The sequence below is a fragment of the Paenibacillus campinasensis genome, assembly GCF_002272015.1.
GTDB classification, from domain to species: Bacteria; Bacillota; Bacilli; order Paenibacillales; family Paenibacillaceae; genus Paenibacillus_AQ; species Paenibacillus_AQ campinasensis.
This window is the reverse complement of sequence record NZ_NPBY01000064.1, coordinates 1-19107: the sequence shown is the minus strand read 5'-3', so window position 1 is coordinate 19107 and position 19107 is coordinate 1. Positions and strand designations below refer to the sequence as shown.

Here is a 19107-nt window from a genome sequence, read left to right as displayed (position 1 = left end):
ATGACCATGATCAGCCATACATCATCAGCTTGCCCTTCTTGAGCGTTCTTGATGGGTGCAGCGTGGCTGGAAATGCGATGAATCTGTCGTATGACGGTAAAGCCGCAGCTTCACACCATGATCGTCTATCTAGTCCGACGCTTCGTTCATGTTTCACCCTCAGTTTAAACTCGTTTCGTTCGAGCGTCAAGTCTTAATATTAAGATTCTTAATATATAAAAAAGATTTCCCCGTCCATCGGACAAAGAACTCCGTATCCTCGTGACCCTCTCTATATCCACCAGCGGCCCACCGGCCCCGCCTTGCTGTACTATACCGCTTCCTCTCGAAATTCCGAAGGTGTCTTGCCGGTTATTTTCTTGAATACTTGTGTAAAATATTTCGGGTCCTGATAGCCTACCATCGGGGCCACCTGGTACACTTTGACATCCGAATGAAGCAGAATCGTCTTCGCTTTCTCAATTCGGCATTCCGTTAAATACTCCAGAAACGTATACCCTGTCGTCTGCTTGAACAGCGTGCAGAAATGGCTGATGCTCAGGTCGGCGAGCTCGGCGACCTCTTCCATGCTGAGATCCTTGTAATAATGCTCTTCCATGTATGCTTTGGCCTTGTCGATGACAAATTGGACTTTGTCTTTCGGCTGGCCTGCTCGGCTGGCTGACATCCAGCTCCCGAATTTATCCTTGATGACCTCGATGGATGCCGCTAAAGTTCCCGAAGCATGCAGATCCTGCAAAAGTCCCTCCAGCGACCACTCAAATGGGACCTGCATGAACTCGAACTGGCGATACAGCACCACACTCATCTCAACCAGAAGCCGCTCCGCGCTTTCCTTGCTGTATGCAGACTGCTCGATGTAAGCCCTGGTCTCATCAAAAAGCGCCAGCAGACGTTCCTTCTGCAATGTCCGGACGCTCTCCACCATCTGCTCCTCCAGATGCTTCGGATACCGGGCTTCCCCGCCCAGCTGCGCATCGGGTTCGGCCAGTACCGTGAACACGCCGCCCTCCCCTGAATAAAAGCGGCGATAAAGCGCGCGTACCGCTTGCTCATACGCGGTGCCGAGGCGATCAATGCCCTTCATAGCCGGGCTGAAGCCGACGGAGCACGACAGCTTCGTATGCTGCCGGATCACCTGCACAAGCTGCTGCCCTACCTCCTCCTGACGTTCAGCCGGAATGTCCGGGAACAGCAGCACCCATTCCCCGCTGCGAAACGGAAACACCGTCAGCACATCATGAACAAGCGACCATTCCTCCACAATGTTGCGGACGGCAAACAGCCACAGCCGCTTCTCATCCATCGTCCACTGCTCGTTCAGCTTCAAATAGTGATCCAGCTGCACCACCGCCATCGTATAAGCATTGGCCAGCTCGCTGCTCTCCAGCCACTGCATATGCTGCAGCGGACTGCCGCTGCCTTCGATGAACTCGGTAAACATCCGCTCGCGAGCCAGCAGCGACAGCACCTTGATGGAATGATGCATCTTGTCGTCTTGTGCCTGCTGATCCAGCGTTTTCACCGCCTTCATGATCGTCTCGGTCAGCTCGTCATGATCAATCGGTTTGAGCAGATAATCAAACGCGCCTTCCCGAAGCGCTTCCCTTGCATATTCAAATTCGCCGTAACCGCTGATGAAAATAATGAGCCGCCGCCGGTCATCCGCCATCAATTCCTTCATGAGCGTGATGCCGTCCTTTCCCGGCATGCGGATATCGCTGATGATGATATGCGGCGACATCGCCCGCGCCACCTGCAGCGCCTCGTCGCCGTTCCGGGCTTCCCCCGCGACCTCCAGGTCAAGCTCCTCCCAAGGAATGGCCGCCCGTAAACTGCGCAGAATGATCGGCTCGTCATCCACCAGCATCACCCTGTATTTTCCGTTCGGTTCTCCCATGCCATAGCCCTCCCTATTCCTCCGCTGCCGAGCTGCGTCTCAGCTCCCAGTACTGCAGCGATGTCTGCTGAATCTGCTCCAGCGCCGATCCGGCCGTAAGCCGCCCGCCTAGCAGGTCCTCCACCACTTTCAAGAACGTTTTCTTCACTTCCGGCGACAAAATGTTATCGTACGGAACAAAGCTGTCCGGCGTGCTCTCCATCAGCTCAATCACCTGTGCAAACACCGGTCCCGTCCGATCCGGGTCGAACTCAACCTTCATCGAAGGGATGCGCATCGCTTCATAGACGAGCCGGCTTTGCACCTCCGTTGTATAGACCATCTTCAGCAGCTCATAGGCCGCCTCCCGCTTAGCCTCGTCGAGGTCGGAAGATAAGCCGATGCCAATCGTATAGCCGCCAGCGACCGAGGCGGGACGGTTCGCGCTCATGGCCGGAAACGGAATGACCACAACCTCATTCTGAAATTCAGGATAACGTTCACTGCGGAATAAACCGATGTCCCAGTTTCCGTTCACATACATCGCCGCTTGCCCTGAAGTGAACAATTGAATGGCCTCCTCCGTGGACAGATCGTTCGAATTCGGACTGAAGGCCTCTTCCTCGATCCATCTCTCCAGATGACGGAAGGCCTGCTCGTAAGACCTGTTCTGAAAGCTAACGTCCGCTCGGCCCTGAATTAATGCCTCGATCATCTCCGGTCCCGCATAGCGATCCATCAAATAATGGGCAAAAATCCCGCCAGGCCACCGGTCCTCGTTCCCAAGCGCAAACGGAATGTAGCCCCGATCCTTAAGGATGCGGACAGTCTGGTTCAGCTCCTCCAGCGTTCCGGGAGGCGTCAGGCCAAGCCGGCGAAAAATCGTTCTATTATAATAGATCGGCTCGGCGTTCCCTTCAAAAGGCAGCCCATAGACCCGATTATCAAACGTCCACAGATGCAAATCCCTGAACTGCTCCCCCATCCCGCTTGCCGCAAGAAACGACGTTAAATCCATCAGCCGGTTCGATCGAACATAAGGCTCGATCTCCGCGCCCCCGAACAATACAAACATATCCGGAGGCGTGCCGGTCACCATCTCGCTCTTAAGCTTCTGTTCCCGGTGAATCGTCTGGTCCATTCCTTCAAAGCTGATTTTGACATTCGGATGCGCAGCCTGATAGTCCTCTACGATATCTTCAAAAATGTCCAGCACCTGCTTATCATGTTCCTTGTTCCAGAAGTGCCGGAAGGTCAGCGTAATTTTCTCCTCCTGCACCGCTTCGAGCGGCTCCTGGTTCTGTATCGTGACCCACAGGACGGAGAGCGCGAGCAGAGCGGCATAACCTAATACCCATCCCCAATTCCAGAACCCTCTCATGTTCACGCCCCCCTTCTAGGTCAGCAATTTCGGCAAGCGAAGCCGGATCGTCGAGCCGCATCCGCTTGCCGAGCAGATCATAATGCCATAACGGCTGCCAAAGCGGATTTTCAGCCGTTCGTGCACATTTTTAAGACCGACGCCGTTCTCGCGATATTTCTTCATCTGCGACGGTTCCTTGTCCCATAGCATAAGCAGCGTTTCCTGACTGAAGCCCGGGCCGTTGTCGGTAATGTCAACAACGATATCCGTCTCCTCCTCCATCACCTTGATGGAGATAAAGCCGGTACGGTCCATCGGCTCAATACCGTGATATAAAGCGTTTTCAACGACGGGCTGGACAATCAGCTTCTGCGTGACATAATGCCTGAGATGCTCCGGCAGTTCAATCGCATAGTCGAATTTGTCCTCGAACCGGAACTTCTGGATGCGCATATAGTGACGCACATGCTCCAGCTCCATGCTGAGCGGAATCAGCTCATGATTCTCACTGATGCTGATCCGCAGCAGCTTGCCGAGGGAAACGACCATTCTGCTAATATCCTTGTTTCCCTGAAGTACGGCCATGGAGTTGATCGATTCGAGTGAATTGTATATAAAATGCGGATTGATCTGCGCCACCAGCGCCTGCAGCTCCGCCTCCTTCTTCCGGGCCTGCTCGGTCTGCACCTGTCCGATCAGCTCCTGAATCTGCGAGCTCATCCGGTTGAAGCCATCGATCAGCAGATCCGTCTCATCGTCTGCCGGACGGTGGGAGGAAATCGGGGAGAAGATGCCCTGCTTCACCCGCTTCATCCCATTCACCGCGCTGATGATGCTGCGCACCATCCGGCGCACGAAGAAGCGGTCGAACAGAAAGGCCGACCCGAGCGAAACCGCACCGAGCAGAAGCGCAATGTTGCGAATCGGCGCCGATTCCGAGGAAATGAGCCGGCTCGGCGTAATCGCCACCAGGAACCAATCCTTATGATGGGAGGGCAGATAGGTGATCAGCGATTTTTCGTTCAAATAATTGTCGACGTAATATCCCTTTCCATTGTCCTGCTCCTGGGTCAGAAAAGGAAACGCCGCCCGATTCCCGATATGCTCCCCCGACTTGTTGAATACAACCTTCCCCTGCTTATTCACCAGCAGGATGTCCCCCTGCTTCAAGGTCTGGGCCTCCCAGAACACCTGATCCAGCAGATCGGGCTTCACATAGATGACCACGGTCCCGATATCCTCCAGCGAGTCATAATCTTTAATGAGCCGCGCCTGAATCAGTGCCATCGTCCCCGTCTCGGCCGAGCCGTTCTCCCCCGGGCCGACCCATACCGGTCTGCCTTCGGCCTCCCGCACCTTCCCATACCAGTCCTGCTCCCGCAGCTCCTGCATGCCAAGCGCATCATCGGTGTGGTATACAAGCCGTTCGTTCGAATAAAAGGCAAATGAAGCAATCATCGGATGATTGATCAGATTGTTGATCTCCTGCCTGCGATCATAGGTGATCGCATATTCCGGCTGCTTCAGCATCTGCTGCACCGATTGCTGCGTAATCGCCGAATTGGAGATCGTCGTAATTTCGCTTAGCGCAAACTTCAGCTTCCGGTCCGTCTCAAGCAGCGAAACCCAGTAGAAATGGCTCGATTTTTTCTCTATCGTATCCGAGAAGCTGTAGTAGGACACGCCCCCCATGACAATGACCGGAATGAAGACGAGAAGAATAATAGCAAGCAAAATTTTTCGACGGAGTTTCATCGAGGTTCCCCCTTCGCTTCCTATAACTATTATTCTTCGCGTTTCCTCTATTCTCCTAGCATCTGGCCGCAGATGCCGCTAACTTTTTATCGCTCCCGAGGTCAGGCCGGCAATGACCCAGCGGCTGAACAGCAGAAACACAATCAGCAGCGGCAGCGTCGCGGTGAAGGTGGCTGACATGATCATCCCGTAATCGAGCCCATCCTTGTTCGTGAACAGCTGCTGCAGCGCGATCTGGATCGTGTAGTTCTCCCGGTTCTTCAGCACCACGAGCGGCCAGAAGAAGTCGTTCCATACATTCATGAAATTGAGGATGCCCAGCGTAGCCATCGCCGGCGTCACGACCGGAATCGCGATATTCCAGAAAATCCGAAAATGCCCGCCGCCGTCAATGCGCCCCGCTTCAATCAGCTCGGAATGCACCGCGGAGGCGATGTACTGCCTCATCCAGAAGATGCCGAAGGCGTTCACCATCGCCGGAACGATCAGCGCCTTGTAGCTGTCGATCCACTGCAGCTTGGCCATAATGACATACTGCGGCAGCACCCCCAGCTGAACAGGGACGAGCATCGTAGCAATAACAAACACAAACAGCGTCTTCTTCAAAGGGAATTCATACTTCGCAAACGCATAGCCCGCGAGCGTGCACAGGAATACAACCGACAGCGTCACCGAGGTGGACACCACCACCGAGTTCAGCAGCGCCCGGAAGAAGTCGGTCCGCTCCAGCACCCGTGCAAAGTTGTTGAAGAACTCCAGCCCCGGGGTCAGCAGCGGCGGAATTTGAAACGCGGCATCCTTGCCATTGGTCGCCACCACGAACATCCAATAGAACGGAAAGATCGAAATCAGGGCTCCGAGGACCAGGAAAAAATAAAACAGAATTCTGGAAATGATGCCCGGTTCATCCGGTTTTTTTCGACGTAATGCTAGTGAGCTCATGCTTTACCCCTTCCTGTCTCTCCGCCCATCCGGCTGGACAGCATCATGTTCAGGACGGAGAAGATGATCGTCGCGATAAACAGCAGCACTGCCGTGGCGGCTGCGGTGCCGAAGAAACCGTTCTTGAACGCTTCGTTATACAGATAGGTCACCATCGTAACCCCTTCCTGCCGCGTGGAGCCTGTGCCCGACTGGCCGAGGAAGACGTACGGCTCGGTGAACAATTGAAGCGCCCCGATCGTGGACACCAGCGTCACGAACAGAATGAACGGCCGCAGGAGCGGCAGCGTGATGTAGATCAGCTGCTGACGGCGGCTGGCCCCGTCGATTTTGGCCGCTTCATAGATATCGGTCGGGATGCTCTGCAGCCCGGACAGAAAAATAATCGCGTTATATCCCATCCATCTCCACATGACCATGGTGGAAATGGCGATTTTGACACCCCACCAGCCGGAATTGAACGGGACACTTTCCATGCCGAAGCTGTTCAGCATCCAGTTCACCATGCCGTTGTTGCCGAACATCGTGCTGAACACCAGGGTGACCGCTACAATCGAGGTGATATTCGGCATGAAATAAAGGATGCGGAACGTATTCTTGAATTTGTTCAGCGCCGAGTGAAGCATCACGGCAACAAACAGCGCCACGATGAGCTGCGGCACGGTTCCCATGAGCGCCATGAGCAGCGTGTTGCCAAAGGCAATCCAGAAGGTCGGATCACCAGTCACAAGCTCATAGTTTCGGAAGCCGACGTACTGCATCGGCCCGAGCGCGTCCCATTTGAAGAAGGACAGATAGATCGTGAACACGATCGGGTATAACCCGAATATGGCAAACAAAAGAAAAAACGGGGAAATAAACGTATACGCCGTAAGGCGGCTTCGCCTTGTCTCGGTCATGAAGCGGCGTTTCCCCGGCGCGGGCTCGGACCGCTTGGCTGTAGCTGTCTCAGCCATGGATGCACCTCCAGGTTCAAGAGTAAATCCGAACCCGGACCGAGAGCGCCAACACCTGGCACCCCCTGTCCCGGATTCGGACCATATGGCAAACGTAATTTAATGGATAGATCAAGCAATGGGAACGCGATCTCCCGGCCGGACCTGAACCTGCGGTTCTGACCGGATTCGAGGCTCACGATGGATCACCGAAGCCGGGTCAGCGCGATTCATGGACAGAGCGCGAAGTTCTTATCCTGTCCAGGGCCAGGTACCGCTCCGCTGAGTAGCACATGCGCTATGGGTGTTCTTGGGCTGTGGCCCAGTTCCCCTCAGGCAATCAGCCTAGCTGCGTTCTACCAGCGTCTTGATCTGCTGAATGGCGCTCTCCCATTCTTTTTGCGGATCGGCTTTTTTCTCAAGCACGTTTTTGAGCGCATTCTTGATGATTGTATCCGTCTGGTCATGCAGCGGCCCATAGTAGACCGGTTTGACCCGCTCGGCGGATTTCGCATAAGCTTCGGAGATGACCTGCCCGCCGAAGAACTCATCCTGATCCTCCTTGAAGGACGGCTCGCTGTACACCGCTGGAATCGACGGGAACAGACCGCTTTCTTTAAAGGATTTCAGCTGATTCTCCTGACTGACCAGCCAGGCGATAAAGTCGTACGCCTCTTGCGGATGTTTGCCTTCCTTCGGCAATGTCAGGAAGGAGCCGCCCCAGTTGCCTGCACCTTCCGGAAGCTGGGCGATCTTCCACTTGCCTGCGCTGTCCTCGGCATTTCGGATCGTGCCTGCAATCCAGGCCGGGCCGAGCATGACGCCGAACTCACCGTCATTGATCGCTTTCTGCCATTCCGGAGACCACAGCGTCCAGTTGCCAATCCAGCCTTCCTGGATGCCTTTGACCGTAAAGTCGTAGGCCTTTCTGACCTGCGGGTTCGTGTCCCCCACAAAGCTGCCGTCTTCCTTGCTGAAATAAATCTGGTCTGCCGACTGGTCCCGCACACCGTTGTACACCAGGTCTGTCAGATCAGCAAACGGCTTGCCTGTCTTGCCCTTGAAATCGTTCGCTACCGCGGCGAATTTATCCCAAGTGTCAATCGCGGCGCTGAATGCGTCAGGATCGGTTGGCAATCCCGCCTGCTCCGCCAGGTCGGTGCGGTAATACACGACGGTCGGACCGATGTCTGTCGGCAAACCGAGCTGGAACGCACCATCCACCGAGGTCGCCTGCTGCCATTTCCAGTCGAGGTAGTTGCCCTCGATGTCCTTGGCGCCAAGATCGTACAGGTTATGGAATTTGTCCTGGTTGTTGATAAAGCGCTCCATGAATGCGATTTCAAGCATAAAGATATCCGGTGCACCCGAGCCGGCGGACAACGCTGTGGTCAGATTGTTGTGGTGTGCCGTCTGGTCGGATGTATTCTGGAACTTAATCGTGATGTTGGGATGCTCTTTCGTATATTCCTTCGCCAGCTCCTCATAGTTGGTCGTACCGAGTGACCAGAAGGAGAGCTCTATCTTTTTCCCGGCATCGGCTCCGCCGTTGCTGTTCGAATCGGTACCCGGTGAATCCCCTTCTCCCGTACTTGTTCCCCCTCCGCCGCTGCAGGCAGCCAGCGAGGCGATCATCAGGATGCTGATCAGCATGATGCTCCACGCTTTGAATCTGTTCATGCTTATACCCCTTTCGAAATTGTCATTTTTCACCTTTAAGTCTAAAGAAAGTGACATCCGATGTTGAGGAGGCAATCTTCCGATTTATGGTTGAATTTATTATGATTACCGATTGGTTCTGTCTGTTCTCGCCTGGCAGATTTGATGGAATGCCATAGTCTCACAGGCTCATGCTTGGCTGAATCTCTAACGGAGCCCGCTCCGTTTTGAAGAGGCTCGGTCTTTTCATTTTTTAACAAAAAAGTTCGGAATTGGGCGTCAGAAACGGAATACATCCATCGTTGTATATAGTTGAAGCGCTGAAGAGCTACATCGACACCGGAATTTCAGGGGCGCCGGAAGTAGAACTCTCCATGGAAAATGCACGAAAAATCCAAAGCGAAAGGAGGCAGGAAACGCACACAAGGGACAAATGGTAAAACCAAGGGATTGATGGGACCGGTACATTTTTTTCATACGGACAAGCAGGAGCGTGAAACATTTGCCATTCATAACCGTCTGTAAGAATGAAGGTTATGCAATAATTTCCAGAAGCACCATACGACATCCGCTCCAAACGATACTGTCCAAAGGATTAAACGTTTGCTCCATAATACGGATCTAGTGGGAGGGAAATGTTGTGACAGGATGGAAAACGAAGGTTAGCCCGTATCAAAAAATAATCACTTCTGTTCTCTTGACCATCATGGTAGTGGCCATGATCATGCCAGCCAGCAGTGCGCATGCGGCAAGCAAATACTTAAGCGTTACGGCCACGGACCAGGAAAAAAGTCAGTGGTGCTGGGTAACAGCCCCACAGATCATCATTAAGTTCCACTTGGGATCTGCGCCGTCCCAATGCACATTAGTCAAGCGCGGCAAGAACATTAAGGATTGCCCGAACAAGCCCGGCACGTTGAGTGAATCCAAAAGAGCGATGACCCAATCCGGAATATCCAGTGGTGGTACGACTTCAGGAACGGTGAACTTCAGCACCATCAAAAGCGACATCAACAATAATAGGCCTATGATTTTGAGAAAAGAATGGAAGGATGGAAAAGGCAAAAAGACAGGGGTCGGTCACCTCAGCGTGATTTATGGATTCAATGATAATTCCGGCAACTACGTAAGCCTGGTGAAGATCAGAAATTCCAACTCCTTCAAATCATCAACTTCCTATTCGAAACTGACGAACAACTCGGACTTTGCCTGGACGCATACCGTGCACAATATTAAAAAGTAGGGGGGATTTAAATGTCTTTCATCCAGCGATGTACAGCGATGTTGGCGCTGCTGTCTCTATTAATCGGAGTCTCTCTGATCGGAGGGGCAGCTGCTGATGCTAGCGTTAGTCAACCGCCGGAAGGCGCGGTGGAATTTGCCAAGCACCATTTCCAGCAAATTGTCGAGGACGTTGTTTTCTCGGATGTTCCAGCTGACTGGGGCTTCAAAGAGGAGCCGGGAAACATCACATTTAGCGATCTGTATCCCATCTATAGCTTGAACGCAGACTTTGCCCTCGGACAATCGGACAGCCTCATCACGGAAAATCGGCAGCCGAAATGGGTTGCGGTCATTTTCCAAGACGGGCAGCCGGTCAATGCCATCGGGACAGAACTAACGGCAGACGGACATTGGGAATTGGCCGAGATTGGGTATCCTCGCGAGCTTCCAGGAGGACTGCTGAATCTCAAGGAGAACGAATTGCTCGTACATGACTTCCCGGCCGAGGAGTACTACGTGTATTCGGAGCCAACCAATTCCGTCATGAAACTGGAGCCGACGGAAGGGAAATACAGCCTCAGCAGCTCGCAGAGCAAGGAACAATTTCAAAGCCTGTTAATGGAACGTTACCATGATATAGACGCTTGGGCAGAGGATGCCTCCGGCGGATTCATGGATGCGGAGCCGAGTCAATCCGGGTTCCGTTCATCGAATGCACTGTACGCGGGGATCTCCATTCTGGCTGTGGGTGGCACCTGGCTGTATTTAACAAAACGCAACCATTCAGGAGAATAAAATAGACGGCTAACAACACCATGCCTTGCCTTCAGACCAGCGCACGGTCAACGATCAAGCAAACAGCATAGGGCTGCCCCCTGCGGGACAGCCCCTTAATGCTTTCTATATGGAGTTCACCTATCACCAGGCCAAAGACTGCTGAAAGCGTTGGGAAACTCAAGCCTGGCCGTTAAATGGTCCAGCGAAGCAGGGAACCGGCATAGGTCATGCCGCCGCCAAAACCGTACAGCAGCACCACATCGCCTGCCTTCAACCGGCCATCATCCACTGCCAGCTGAAGTGCCAGTGGAATCGAAGCAGCGGACGTGTTGCCGCGATACTCCACACTGGTCAGCGTCCGCTCCAGCGGGACCAGCCCCCGTTCGCAAATCGCTTCGATCATCCGCAGATTGGCGCTGTGCGGCACGAACCAGTCCACCTGCTCAGCTGAAAGCTCCGCTTTGTCCAGCAGCTGCCGCACGCCTTCCGGAATGTTGCGAACCGCCCATTTGTACACTTCCCTGCCGTTCTGCACAAGGCTGCCGGGTTTCAGCTCGACACCTTCCATCTGCTCGGACAGCGATGTTTTGTATAGATGAATGCCGCCCTCGCCATACGTGCCCGAGATGGACGCCATGAACTCCCCGGCGCTGTCATCCCGCTCCACCAATACGGCTCCTGCCCCGTCCCCGAACAGCACACATGTCGTTCGGTCGGTGTAATCTGTCACTTTGGACAAAGTCTCGGCTCCAATCACGACAATCTTGTTATACATTCCGCCGGTGACTAAACCGTCAGCCATCTGAAGCGCATAGACAAAGCCCGCGCAGGCCGCATTGACATCAAGTGCGCCCGTGCTTGCAATGCCGAGCTTCGCCTGAACCCTGGAGGCCGTGCTGGGAAAAGCATAATCCGGTGTGCTGGTCGCAACCAGAATCATGTCCGCATCCTGGACATTGACACCGTAACGGTCGACCATATCCCGGACCGCCTTGATGGCCAGATCCGATACATACTCATCCGGTGCCGCAATCCGCCGCTCGCGCATGCCTGTGCGCTGAACAATCCATTCGTCGCTCGTATCGACCATTCTTTCCAAATCCGCATTGCTCAGCACGCGCTCCGGAACGCAGGTGCCGATCGCTGTAATCTTCGATTTTGACTGGCCCAATCTACTAGCCTCCTGTCGCTGGAATCCATATTTTAGAGAAACTGTACTTTAGAATTTGTATTTTCAAATTTGAAGTTATAACTATTATAACACCTGGTATTAGTACTTGCTACTAATTTATAGTTGGAACAACATGAGGAAGCTTAATGTGGCCCCACACGGGCGCCACGATATTAAGCCAGATACTTCATCATATTATGTAAAATAACCGCATAGCCGCTGGGGAACATGTGAATACCATCAATCGCATATTCCTTCTTCAAATTCCCTTCCTCATCGGTCAGCCCCTCATTCACATCGATATAGGCATACCCATGACGAGCCGCCAACTGCTCCAGCGCCTGGTTCGCCTCCCGGATCGCCTCATTCGTCCTTCTCTGAAAGATTTCCTCCATCTGAGCCTTGGACACAAAGGGAAAGTCATCCTTCGCATTCACGGGATAATACGCCATCACATACACCCGGCAATCCGGCAGTCTTGATGCAATTCGGGTCAATATTTCATCATAGCCTGCAATCAGCTTCTCCAGCGTGTAATCCGGCGCACTGATATCATTGGTACCGATGTTAATAAAGATGGTCGAGGGCTCCAGTTCATAAATGCATGTCTCCATCGACGCGAGCAGCTCCTCCGTCACGTACCCCGCGATCCCGCGATTATAAATGCAATACCGCTGTCCTAGCGACTGCTGCAGCTCATGAATCGGAAAAAACTCCATCAGCGACGAGCCGACCAGCACCGTCTGCCCTTTCTTGGCCAAACGATTGAGCAACTTATAATGGTACAGCTTTAGCTTTTTCTCATCGTATCCTTCCGGTGCCATGTCCGGCTCGGTCCACGGTTCACCTTCTCCTGCCGCTCCCGTGCCTTTAGGGTTGTCCGATGAAACCATTTGCATCCCTCCTGCTTCAAGATTCTTCCTAATTCTACATCAAAGATTCCAATCCATGTGAGAATTCTGCACGATTCGCAACAAAAAAATCGGACCAGGAAGGCTTCTGCCATCCCCGGTCCGATCGATTAAAACCATAATTCTTCACTGGCCGACATCGAATGAATCTGCACTTGATCATGCGCGGCCTCCACCTCTTCCAGCAGCCGGCTGCGAAGCCGGTCTGTTTCTTCCTTGACGGCATGTACCAGCACGTTATGCCTTGCCGGCATGGCTGACATCATGCGCCGCACATCCTCGCAGCCTTGATGCACCTTGTATTTGAGCTTCTTCACCGCACAGACGCCGTATGCGCTCGGCTGCCGCAGCAGCCGCTCGGCAAAGGTGCCCTTGGAAGCGTGGCCCGTCAGCAATACAAGATGCCTTGGGTCCTCGCGCAGCTGTTCATAATACCACCGGGCCAGCTCGGACTGCATCATGCCGTCGGTAATAAACCATATCGAGGCTCCCAGCGTGTCGAGCAGCCGGATTCGGTCATCCTCATGCCCCGGTACAAGCAGATCTTCGCGTCTGAGAAACCGCTCGACCTGAGCTTTCATGTCCCGGCCTGTATAGCCATCACGCTCACGCAGCCATTCCGGACTGCTGAGCAGCCGCTCCATGCCGTTTAGCAATCCGCGCTCGATCACAATCGGCGTGTCCCGGTAGGTCCGGTAAGCCCACAGCAGCATCTCCTGGCCCCGGCCTGTTGCCGGTACGGGAAGCAGGACTTTCCCCCCCTGATCCAGCGTACTCCGGATCGTCTTCTCCAGCAGTTCCAGCTTGTCGTTCTGTGACTCGGCATCCGTACCGTAGGCTGCGTCAATGATCGCCAGGTCCGCATAGATCGCTTCCTTCCGGACACCCCGCGGGCTGTCATCCTCCAGCAGCATGGACTCGGCCGTATAGTCTCCGGAATAGAAGATTTCCTTGCCCTCGGCCCGGATCAGCAGCCATACCGAGCCAGCCATATGCCCGCTGCGCCCCCACATCGCCTCAACGCCCGGAACCACTTCGAACCAGGTCAGCCTCGCGGCAGCCTCGTCAAGGAAACGATATCGGATCGCTTTATAGTCCGCCTCCTCGTAGGGCAGCGGCCCCCCGGAGCGCTCCGTAAACGCTCGCCAGCTCTCGAAATAAGATTCCACTTGAGCCGCTGTCTCCCGGGTCGTCCACACTTCACCCTGATAGCCCAGCCGATACAGCATCGGAATCGCCACGGAATGATCCTCATGGGCATGGGAGAGAAACACGGCGTTCAGCTTGAGCACCAGTTCCGGCTCAATCAGGGGATACTCCCCGGCGCCTTCTCTTTTGACGCCGCAGTCCAGCAGCAGATGAATATCGCTGCCGCTCAGTACATAAGCGGAGCGGCCGTGTTCGCCAGCGCCGCCCCAAACTTTGAGCTTCATCATGATGCATTCCACTTTCTGTTAGATTTAAGCGCCTCAACCACGAGCAGCAGCGCCACGGTCATCCCGACAGATACGACAGCCATGGCCATGCCGAGCGATACTTGCCCCTGTTCAAACTGGGCGAAGATATACGTGGCTGACGTCTGCATCGAAGGAGGCAGAATCAGCAAGGAACCGACCAGCTCCCGCACCGAGATGGTGAACGTCATGATCCACCCTGCCAGCATTCCCGGCACAATCAGCGGAAGCAGAATCCGCCGCATAATCAGCAGCGGGCCGCCTCCGAATACTTGCCCGGCCTGGAATAGGCTCCCGTCAATTTGCGTGAAATTGGCTTTGACATACTGCACCGTGTACGGCAGGAAGAGCACCACATAGGTGAGCACCACCATGCCGTAGGTGTTATACAGCGTCGCTGGCAGCCATGGCGAGTTCCAGAACAGAATCAATCCGACAACCATGACGATGCCGGGCACGGTGTTGGGCAGCAGGCTGAACAGGTCAATGACCCGCTGTGTCCGCTTCTGCGATTTCCCGACGGCCAGGGCGAATCCGGTACCAAGCACCACCGCAATCGTGGAAGCAGCGAGCGACAAGCCCAGACTGTTCCCCAGCGCCTTCATGCTGACAGAGCCCCAGGTCAGCAGATCCCTGTAATGGTCCAACGTCAGGTTATCCCATGCCAGACCGGCTCCACGCAGCTTCATCAAGGAAGCGACGATGACCGAGAAGTAAGGAATGCCTATCGAGAAGATCAGCAGCAACGCCAGATACACCACGCTGGCTGCACCCGTCAGGCCGCGCAGCGCGTATCGCTTCGAGCGCTGTCCCTTGCCGCCGACGAGCCGGTAAGTGAACCTCCGGCTAATGGTGGACTGCATATACCACATCACAAGACAGACCGACAGCAGAATCGAGGCCAGCGATGTTGCCTTGCCGAAATCGATCGGCCAGCTGGAAATGTACTTGTGAATTTCCGAGGTCATGACATAATAGCCGATACGGCGCCCGAACGTGGCCGGGGTGCCGAATTCCGCAATCGTTTTGACAAAGACCAGCATCGCCCCCATGCCGTACGAAGACAATAGCAGCGGCAGCATAATTCTTCGGAAGCGATATCCGCTGCTGGCCCCGTGCACCGCTCCGGCCTCCTCCAGATTGCCGCCGATGCGAATGATCGCGTCGCGCAGCAGCAAATAGAGGAAAGGGAACAAGTGCAGACACATGATCAGCACCATCCCCCCGAAGCTGAAGAAGGAGTCGCTTAGTGCGGCGCTGCCCGGCAGCCATTGCTGCAGGTAGCCTCCTTTTTGCATGAACAAAATCCAACCCATGGAGCCGATATAAGGAGGTGTCATGAACGGAATCATGAGCACCACATCAATCCATCGATGCTGTCCGAGCCTCGTCTTTGACATGATCCAGGCCAGGGGCAGCGCGAGCAGCGTGGTTCCCGCCACTACACATACCCCGAGCCATATCGTCTGAAAGAGTACGCTGGACAGATCATGTCCGGCAATCGTTCGTATCGGTGCCAGCAGATCCAAACCCTGCCCTGTCGATACACTCTGCCAGAAAATCAGCAGCAGTGGTATGACGATACCTATTACGAGTAGAAATAAAGCAAGTATAATTCCGATATTCCGAAAGAAGCTAGGGCTGTCCTTGAAAACAGGTTTCACTGCTGCTCACCTCACATACATTGCCTTCCTATGCTTCTTAATGCTTACTTGAACACCTCGGAGAAACGGGCTGCCGTCTCATCCCCATGATCGTTCATCCATGCCCAGTCTACAGGCAGAAGCGGGATATCCTTCAGGTTCGTGCGTCCTTCCGCTTCCACGTCCTCGCGACCTGGAATCAGGTATGCTTCAGCCACAAGCTTCTGTGCTTCATCAGACAGCAGGTAGTCAATAAATGCCTTCGCGTTGTCGACGTTCTGGCTGGAGTTCAGAATGGCTGCCGGTCTAGGGCTCACGACCGTTCCTTCTGCCGGGTATACGATGTCTACCGGCTCGCCTTTGACTTTGGCAGAGTAAGTCATGTAATCCACACCTGCGGCAACGATGCTTTTCGCACCGGTAATGACGGGATCAAGCGCCTCCTGGTTTGCGCCGGCCATAGCTACACCATTCGCTTTGTAGTTCTCGAACAGCGACCATCCTCCTTCACCCTTTACGCTCAGATAGCCTGTAATAAAGTCAAGGGCAGAACCGGACAGCGTTGGGTCAGGGATGTTCACGGAATCCTTCCACTCCGGAAGCTCCAGATCGCTCCAGCTTTGAGGCGGATTCGATACCAGGTTCGTGTTGTAGACAATGCCGAGCGCCGATGCGCTAGTGCTGAAATAGTGACCGTCCGCATCCGACCATTCTGTGTTCAGCTTGTCGCTGTTCACGGCATCCGGATAGGCCATTGTAAGTCCTTCCGCTTTCAGCGATTGGGCCGAAGGAAGGGAAGCCAGGATGACAACGTCCGCTACCGGATTTCCTTTCTCTGCTTCCAGGCGAGCCAGGATTTTGCCTGTGGTCCCTTGGAACATTTCAACTTTCACGCCCGTTTGAGCTTCAAAACCGCTGATCAGGTTGTCCGCCAGCTTCTGTGGACCGGCACTGTACAGCACCAGTTTGCCGCCCAACGCATTTCCGGTTTCCTGAGGTGCTTCTTGAGTTGCCGTTTCCTCCGGCGCCGCTTGTCCGGTGTTCGCCGGCTCGATCGTTTGGCTGTTGCTTGTTGCGTTGCCGCAGCCGAACAGGCTGATGCTCATGACGGATGCCAGCAGCAATAACGTTCCTTTTTTACGAAAAGCCATCTTTTTCATTTAGACCATCTCCCTTTATTAGTTAACCTAAAGCTAAAGGCTCCAGGTTTGGTTGTTGTTGCACTGCTGAAGAAATATCTGCTCCCTGCATCCAGCATATGGATTCCGGGGAAACATACAGCTCCACACGCTCCTGAACGGTTGCTCGCTTCGACGAGTAAACCGTCCATTCATCCAGCCCGTCCACCTGAAGCCGGATCTCATACCGCTCACCAACATAACTGACATGACGTACGGTTGCCGCATAACTTCTGTCATCATCTGAGGTTCGGCTCCACTTCACCTGCTCCGGACGAACCATCGCCCGCTCCGGCTCCAGCCAGTTCGACTTGCCGATGAACGAAGCGACAAAAGGATGACTCGGCGCTTTATATATCGATTCCGGAGTCCCTCGCTGCAGCACTTCCCCCTTGCGCATCACGACGATTTCATCGGACATGGACATCGCCTCGATCTGATCATGGGTAACATACAGCGCCGTTAAGCCCATGTCCTTCACCAGCGACATCATCTCCACCCGCATTTCCTCCCGCAGCACCGCATCAAGCGCGCTGAGCGGTTCATCAAACAGCACCAGCGCCGGGCGAATTGCGACCGCTCTGGCAAATGCGACCCGCTGCTGCTGTCCGCCGGACAGCTGATGGGGATAGCGGTCTTCCATTCCCTGCAGCCGGACCATGGCCAGCGCTTCGGTCACTTTCTCCTTGAGGCCGCTGTGCTGCTTTGCGGCTTTCAGGCCGAAGGCGACATTCTCGAAGACGGTCATATGCGGCCACAGTGCAAAATCCTGGAACACCATCCCGAATTGCCGCTTATGTGCAGGCACATCCGTTCGCTTGCTCGCGGAGTAAATGCACTTGCCGGCGGAATAAATCTCTCCGCCATCGGGCTGCTCCAGCCCTGCAATCATGCGCAGGAGGGTGGTCTTGCCGCAGCCGGAAGGCCCCAGCAAGGTTGTGAATTCGCCCTGCCGCAGTTTCAGATCTGTCGGCAGCAGCGCAGGCGTGCCTGCAAACGATTTATGGATCCCTTTGATTTCGATCTCCATTTTGATCCCCTGCCTGTTCTTTTTAAGCTGATTTCAGTGTAACGGTTCCGTTCAAGTATTGTATTAGACTTATGTAAACGCGGAATTAACTTTTTGTTTGAATTCTGTTGATATTCATAGAGTAAATCTATAGTGAGACATCTATTTAAGTTGAACAAAATGAATACCTGGTACTCCTGTCCAATTCGGCTTGCTCAACTACATATCTAGAACATGGGGAGAGTGGAAAGATGAATCTGATGAAACTGAAGATTGTGGAGCTGATCGACCGCCATCATAATATGACCAGTGTTGCGGACATTCTAGGGATTAAGCAGCCGACGGTGACATTTCATATGAAATCGCTCGAGGAGGAAATGCAGGTGAAGCTGTTCGAATCCCGTAATGGCAAAACCTTTCTGACCGAGGCGGGACAAGCTTTGCTGCATTATGCTGTCAAAATGAACGCCCTTGCCAAAGAATCCAAGCGTGTCGTCCGGGAATATGACAGCCTGTACCGCGGCACGCTGAACATCGGGGCCAGCTATGTGCCGGCGACCTACTTGCTTCCGCGTATCCTGAACGCTTTTTCCCAGGAGTTCCCCGGCATTCGCATCTCCTTGTCCGTCAAGCCCTCGCCCGTAATCCGCGATATGCTGATCCGCCATCAGATTGATCTGGGCATTATCTCGTCGGAACCCTTTACGGGTCAGAGCCTGCTGGCCGAATCGCTATGTTCCGATGATCTGGTGCTCGTCTGTGCGGCCGATCATCCATTAGCCAAAGCGGAAGCGCTGGAACCTGATCAGATTGCCCGCACCCCGTTCGCACTTCATGGAACGGAATCAAGCACCCGGCAGCTGACAGATCAATGGGTGGAGCGCCACGGCGTTCGGCTGCGCAGCACGGTTGAGCTCGATTCCCTGGAGGCCATTAAGCAGCTGGTGCTGTTAGGCCACCATATTTCCTTCATGTCAAGGATGGCCGTGCGGCGGGAAGAAGAACAAGGCTGGATGCATATCCTGCCGATCCCGGGGCATCAGGCGTTCCGGCATATCTACAGCGTGTATAATGCGGATCGGCTGCCTTCCGTACAGATGAGCCGTTTCCGCGAGGTGTTGAGAGAGGCAGGAGCGCAGGCAGAGCAGGGAATGCTGTAGCGAGAGGGGACAAGTCTACGGGGAGATGCCCATACGCTCTGAGCGGG

General features: G+C 54.2%; 15 protein-coding genes. 3 read left to right on the top strand and 12 right to left on the bottom strand.

Annotated features, from left to right (window positions below):
- Window positions 1-310: 310 nt before the first annotated feature.
- From CHH67_RS20010 to CHH67_RS19985, 6 genes are all read right to left on the bottom strand, one after another.
- Window positions 311-1900: a response regulator gene (locus CHH67_RS20010; protein ID WP_095267146.1), complete on the bottom strand. Its 1590-nt coding sequence runs from the start codon at window positions 1898-1900 to the stop codon at window positions 311-313.
- A 13-nt stretch (window positions 1901-1913) separates the two neighbouring features.
- The gene (locus tag CHH67_RS20005; protein ID WP_095267145.1) at window positions 1914-3260 is read right to left on the bottom strand and encodes an ABC transporter substrate-binding protein; all 1347 of its coding nucleotides are present in this window, start codon (window positions 3258-3260) and stop codon (window positions 1914-1916) included.
- Between the two features lie 15 nt (window positions 3261-3275).
- On the bottom strand, window positions 3276-4997 hold the full coding sequence (locus CHH67_RS20000) for a sensor histidine kinase (protein WP_095267144.1): 1722 nt from the start codon (window positions 4995-4997) through the stop codon (window positions 3276-3278).
- Window positions 4998-5075: 78 nt separating this feature from the next.
- Window positions 5076-5939, bottom strand: coding sequence for a carbohydrate ABC transporter permease (locus CHH67_RS19995; RefSeq protein ID WP_095267143.1), 864 nt, complete (start codon window positions 5937-5939; stop codon window positions 5076-5078).
- Window positions 5936-6895: a carbohydrate ABC transporter permease gene (locus tag CHH67_RS19990; protein WP_095267142.1), complete on the bottom strand. Its 960-nt coding sequence runs from the start codon at window positions 6893-6895 to the stop codon at window positions 5936-5938. Before CHH67_RS19990 ends, CHH67_RS19995 begins: the two co-directional genes overlap by 4 nt.
- 324 nt (window positions 6896-7219) lie before the next feature.
- A complete protein-coding gene (locus CHH67_RS19985; protein ID WP_095267141.1) occupies window positions 7220-8554 on the bottom strand; it encodes an ABC transporter substrate-binding protein in 1335 nt (444 codons plus the stop codon).
- A gap of 619 nt (window positions 8555-9173) precedes the next feature.
- On the opposite strand from CHH67_RS19985, the gene CHH67_RS19980 reads away from it, so the two are divergent.
- Entirely contained in the window at window positions 9174-9776 is a 603-nt protein-coding gene (locus CHH67_RS19980; protein WP_095267140.1) for a C39 family peptidase, read from the top strand.
- 11 nt (window positions 9777-9787) lie between these two features.
- Complete coding sequence (locus CHH67_RS19975; RefSeq protein WP_095267139.1) at window positions 9788-10552, top strand: hypothetical protein; 765 nt, start codon at window positions 9788-9790, stop codon at window positions 10550-10552.
- Between the two features lie 172 nt (window positions 10553-10724).
- Here the strand turns inward: CHH67_RS19975 and CHH67_RS19970 are convergent, their stop codons facing one another.
- From CHH67_RS19970 to CHH67_RS19945, 6 genes are all read right to left on the bottom strand, one after another.
- On the bottom strand, window positions 10725-11705 hold the full coding sequence (locus CHH67_RS19970; RefSeq protein WP_095267138.1) for a ketoacyl-ACP synthase III: 981 nt from the start codon (window positions 11703-11705) through the stop codon (window positions 10725-10727).
- Window positions 11706-11878: 173 nt separating this feature from the next.
- Window positions 11879-12598, bottom strand: a complete 720-nt coding sequence (locus CHH67_RS19965; protein WP_176475591.1) for a GDSL-type esterase/lipase family protein — start codon at window positions 12596-12598, stop codon at window positions 11879-11881.
- A 128-nt stretch (window positions 12599-12726) separates the two neighbouring features.
- Complete coding sequence (locus tag CHH67_RS19960) at window positions 12727-14052, bottom strand: MBL fold metallo-hydrolase (protein ID WP_095267136.1); 1326 nt, start codon at window positions 14050-14052, stop codon at window positions 12727-12729.
- Window positions 14049-15734, bottom strand: a complete 1686-nt coding sequence (locus CHH67_RS19955) for an ABC transporter permease (protein ID WP_095267135.1) — start codon at window positions 15732-15734, stop codon at window positions 14049-14051. The genes CHH67_RS19960 and CHH67_RS19955 overlap by 4 nt, the downstream gene beginning before the upstream one ends.
- A 44-nt stretch (window positions 15735-15778) precedes the next feature.
- Window positions 15779-16873 carry an ABC transporter substrate-binding protein gene (locus tag CHH67_RS19950; protein ID WP_244908268.1) on the bottom strand — a complete coding sequence of 365 codons (1095 nt, stop codon included), beginning with the start codon at window positions 16871-16873 and terminating at the stop codon, window positions 15779-15781.
- 22 nt (window positions 16874-16895) lie between these two features.
- Window positions 16896-17921 (bottom strand): ABC transporter ATP-binding protein, encoded by a 1026-nt coding sequence (locus CHH67_RS19945; protein ID WP_095267133.1) that lies wholly within the window; start codon window positions 17919-17921, stop codon window positions 16896-16898.
- 230 nt (window positions 17922-18151) lie between these two features.
- Between CHH67_RS19945 and CHH67_RS19940 the strand changes: the two genes are divergently transcribed.
- On the top strand, window positions 18152-19060 hold the full coding sequence (locus CHH67_RS19940) for a LysR family transcriptional regulator (RefSeq protein WP_095267131.1): 909 nt from the start codon (window positions 18152-18154) through the stop codon (window positions 19058-19060).
- The last annotated feature ends 47 nt before the right edge of the window (window positions 19061-19107 follow it).